This window comes from Streptomyces sp. NPDC021622 (genome assembly GCF_040640795.1).
Lineage (GTDB): Bacteria > Actinomycetota > Actinomycetes > Streptomycetales > Streptomycetaceae > Streptomyces.
Genome location: NZ_JBFACK010000037.1, coordinates 13406 through 17314, shown reverse-complemented (window position 1 = coordinate 17314; position 3909 = coordinate 13406). Strand labels below are relative to the sequence as shown.

General features: G+C 67.9%; 5 protein-coding genes and 1 pseudogene. 3 read left to right on the top strand and 3 right to left on the bottom strand.

Annotated elements, in window-relative coordinates; translation table 11 throughout:
* Positions 1-603 (bottom strand): DUF817 family protein (locus tag AB0G47_RS40700; protein ID WP_360781118.1); only part of this gene is annotated, 603 nt, incomplete at its 3' end.
* Positions 604-624: 21 nt separating this feature from the next.
* Between AB0G47_RS40700 and AB0G47_RS40695 the strand changes: the two genes are divergently transcribed.
* Positions 625-1044 carry a transposase gene (locus tag AB0G47_RS40695; RefSeq protein ID WP_360781117.1) on the top strand — a complete coding sequence of 140 codons (420 nt, stop codon included), beginning with the start codon at positions 625-627 and terminating at the stop codon, positions 1042-1044.
* Positions 1045-1181: 137 nt separating this feature from the next.
* On the opposite strand, the gene AB0G47_RS40690 is transcribed toward AB0G47_RS40695, so the two are convergent.
* Together AB0G47_RS40690 and AB0G47_RS40685 are read right to left on the bottom strand one after the other, a co-directional pair.
* Complete coding sequence (locus AB0G47_RS40690; RefSeq protein WP_360781114.1) at positions 1182-1511, bottom strand: hypothetical protein; 330 nt, start codon at positions 1509-1511, stop codon at positions 1182-1184.
* A 405-nt stretch (positions 1512-1916) separates the two neighbouring features.
* Positions 1917-2114, bottom strand: a complete 198-nt coding sequence (locus tag AB0G47_RS40685; RefSeq protein ID WP_360781111.1) for a hypothetical protein — start codon at positions 2112-2114, stop codon at positions 1917-1919.
* Between the two features lie 122 nt (positions 2115-2236).
* Between AB0G47_RS40685 and AB0G47_RS40680 the strand changes: the two are divergent.
* Together AB0G47_RS40680 and AB0G47_RS40675 are read left to right on the top strand one after the other, a co-directional pair.
* Positions 2237-2413, top strand: a pseudogene (locus tag AB0G47_RS40680) (hypothetical protein); the annotation flags it as partial.
* A 290-nt stretch (positions 2414-2703) separates the two neighbouring features.
* Entirely contained in the window at positions 2704-3744 is a 1041-nt protein-coding gene (locus tag AB0G47_RS40675) for a hypothetical protein (RefSeq protein ID WP_360781121.1), read from the top strand.
* Positions 3745-3909 lie beyond the last annotated feature (165 nt).

Here is a 3909-nt window from a genome sequence, read left to right as displayed (position 1 = left end):
GAACGAGAACGCCAGCGGCATCCGTCGGCGTACACCGCGCACCGTGTAACGCACCGAGGTGCCCGCCGTGACCGCCAGGAGCAGTCCGGCCAGCAACCAGCGCACATCGGGCAGCCAGTGGTGGCTGAAGAAGTTGACGTAAATCGCCGCGGCCACGACTGCTGTCGCCCGCGGGCGATAGCGGACCAGCTCCAGGTCGAACAGGTGCCAGGCCCGGCACACGTAGCTGCCAACAGCCGCGTAGAGGAAACCACCGTACAGCGGCACGCCCGCGAACTTCAGCACGGCAGACTCCGGATAGCTCCAGGAGCCGAGGGCCACCTTCACCAGCTCGAACGCCAGGCCGATGACGTGGCAGACGGCGATGACAAAGATATCCCGGCCGTTTTCCCAGCCACGCAGCCAAAAAAGCAGGGTGAGCAGTGCGCCATAGGCAACGAGCAGGTCATAACGCGCCACAGGCAGATGGGGCAGTACGGCGGACGCTGCGACCCCGGACAGTAGCGCGATGGCGAAAGAGCAGGCCCGGAGGTGTATCCAGGCGAAATCACGCAGCTGACGAACCGATACAGCCAGGGAGCCGTTGATGCTATTGGTGAACATGGTGCCCTGTAGGACGAACTCTTGCCCGTCCCGGTTGCTGCATCGAGGACCGGACCGGCGGGCCGGGCTTCCTGCAGGGCGCTGGTCGAGGGCCGCGCCGTCGCTGACGTCCTGGCCTGGCTGTCCAGCACGCCCCTGGCTTGGCGCAACACCATCCGTCATGTCGCCATCGACATGTCGGCCACCTACCGGGCCGCGATCCGCACCGGTCTGCCCGACGCCATCGTGGTCGTCGATCACTTTCACGTCGTCCGGTTAGCCAACAGGATGCTCTTCCTGGTGTGGCGCCGCGCCACCGCCGAGCTCCTGGGCCGGCGCGGATGGGCCGCAGACCCGGAATGGAAGGCCAGGCGCCGGCTCCTGCGCAATCGGGAAGACCTCACCGACGAGCAGTTCGCGAAGATGTGGAACCCCCTGCTCGACGAAGGGAAGGTCGGATGATGCCGATCTCCAATTTTCCCCAGTGTCGCTCTTTGTCCGAGTTGGTTCACGGAGTGAACCAACTGGGGAATGTGGGGAGTGGAAAGCAGAAGGACTCACCGATCACGCGGCCGGTGAGCCCTTCGATGTGGGGCGGGTCAGTGGGGCGAGGGGAAGCTCTCTGACTGGTCGAGGTGGAACGGCGAACCAGGGTTCTCGGGCGTCCATCCGTCGGTGAGAGCGGTGCGGATGCTGTCGGCCACCTGGGCTGGCACGATCGGGCTGCCTTGCGTTCCCAACCAGTTGCTCGGGTGCGGCTGGTTGGTGGTGATCACCAGTGTGGTGCCAGGATTGTCGGCGTGCTCGACCGCGTAGGTGACAGGCGACCGGGCCATTCCCTGGTCGTAGGTCGGCCTTCCGCGAAGCCTCCAGCGGTAGGTGGTGCCGTCGACGGATATATGCCGCGACCCCTTCTTCACCAGTGCCATGCCCACGTCCTTTCTCAGGGCGACGATAGTGAACGGCCCTTGGTGATGTCGCGTAGGTTTTCTGGGCAGAATTCAACCTCTGCGCATGGGAATTACGTCCGGGTTTGTGGAAGGAATCGCGGGGCGGGCTGCTTCGGGGGTCGCAAGCAGAGCGACGATAGTGACTGGTTTATCGCAGTGCGGGCAGTTGCGGATCGAGGTCGGTGTCAGCGCGGTGGGCTCGGGCAACGGGGGCCGGTCGGGTCCGGTTCACCGTTCTCGGGGTGCCGGTAGGAACTGTGTCACCGATCCTGCTGGCTTATTCCGCGTGGGAGTTCGTTGGCCAGGGCAGTGGCGGCCCTTCTGGCGTTCCCGGTCGATGGTCGGGCCGGTTGCCCGCGCTCGGCAGGGTGCGTGAGCTGGTCTTTAGGTGAAGAGGGCGGCGAAGGCCGCGGTCACGGCGGTGGCGATGGTGATGACGGCGGCGAACGCGGTAGCGGCGCGGGTGAGGGCGGCGGGGTAGGTGGCGCCGTCCATGCGGGCGAGTTTGCCCGTGCCGGCGGCGGTGAGCAGCGCGATGACGATCACGAGTGCGGTGGTCAGCAGGACGACGGCGACGGCCACGGCGGGCTCCCTGTACACGGTGGGGTGTTGACGTAGTCGAAGGTCGTGGAAACGGTGTGCGCCGGGGTTCACCGGGACGAAGATGAACACCAGCGAACACATCAGGGGCCGGGGGCGAGCACATGCGCGGCGAGCAGAACGGACACAATCCAGCACTCACCGAACTGCGCAGGCGACTGACCGGCGGGCAGGCGCGCGCCCGGCTGAACCAGACGCAACTCGCCGCCCGGGCGGAGCTGGGGCGCACCACCGTGTCGGAGGCGCTGTCGACCAAGAAGCCTGTGCCATCGAGAGAGACGGTGGCGGCGCTGGCCGGCGCCTTGAAACTGCCGGTGCAGGAGCTGCTGGAGTTGCAGCAGACCGCAGCCGAGGAGTCGAGCACAGTCACATCGGGCGGACCGGGGCGTCCGATCGGACATGGGATCCGCATGATCTGGAGGTTCATCCTGCCGGGCCCGGCAGGGCCCTTTCGGACTCCGAGGCGCCCGTGCCACGGGCGTTGCCCAGGTATGTGCCCCGCGAGCATGACGGAGTACTGGGTGATGCGGTCCGGGACGCCGCAGCTGGCCACAGCCGGATCGTGGTGCTCGTGGGCGGATCGTCTACGGGGAAGACACGGGCGTGCTGGGAGGCCGTCCAGCCACTCTCGGGGAAGTGGCGGCTGTGGCATCCCTTCGATCCGGACCGCGCGGAGGCCGCGCTGGAGGACCTGCACCGTGTCGGGCCCTACACCGTGGTGTGGTTGAACGAGGCCCAGCACTACCTCGGCGACCCGGTCTCCGGTGGGCGGATTGCAGCGGCCGTGCACCACCTGCTGGTCAGCCCGGAGCGCGGGCCCGTCCTCGTGCTGGGCACGCTCTGGCCCGAGTACGAGAAGCAGTACACGGCCCTGCCTCGTCCAGGTGCGGAAGACCCGTACAGCCGGGCGCGGGAACTGCTCGCCGGCCGCACTCTGACCGTCCCAGACTCCTTCGATGCCCAGGCTCTGGCTGCGGCCGCTGTCCTTGCCGAGGACGGTGATCGGCTCATGGCTGACGCCCTCACCCGCGCCCGAACTGACGGACGCGTGACCCAGGACCTCGCTGGCGCCCCCCAACTCCTCAACCGCTACCAGAACGCCAGCCCGGCCGCCAAGGCAGTGCTGGAAGGGGCGATGGACGCGCGCCGCCTCGGCATCGGCCTCCACTTGCCCCAGGCCTTCCTCACCGACGCCGCCATCGACTACCTCGATCAAAGCGATTACGACCAACTCACCGACGACTGGGCAGAGTTGGCCTACGCCGAACTCGCTCGACTCGTCCACGGCAAACAGGCCCCCTGCGCCGCACCACCCCCCGCCCCCCACGGCGTCCGCCTGCCACCGCTGCCACCGAGGCACCAACCCCGCCGCCTGCGGGGCCACAGTTCCGACTCGCCGACTACCTCGAACAACACGGCCGAACCACCCCCCGCTACCCGTGCCCGCCCGCCTCCTTCTGGCATGCCGCCCACACCCACCTCACCCACCCCGACGACCTGCACAACCTCACCAACGCAGCCGAGAATCGCCACCGCCTGCAATGGGCCCACCACCTCCGTCACCGCGCTGCCCACTACGGCAACACCGACGCCCTGTGCCGTCTGGCTGTGATGCGGGAGGAGGCCGGGGACCGGGAGGGTGCCGAAACTCTGGCCCGGCTGGCCGCCGATCACGGCAATACCGACGCCCTGTACCGCCTGGCGGAGATGCGGGAGGAGGCTGGGGACCGGGAGGGCGCCGAAACTCTGGCCCGGCAGGCCGCGGACCACGGCAGCA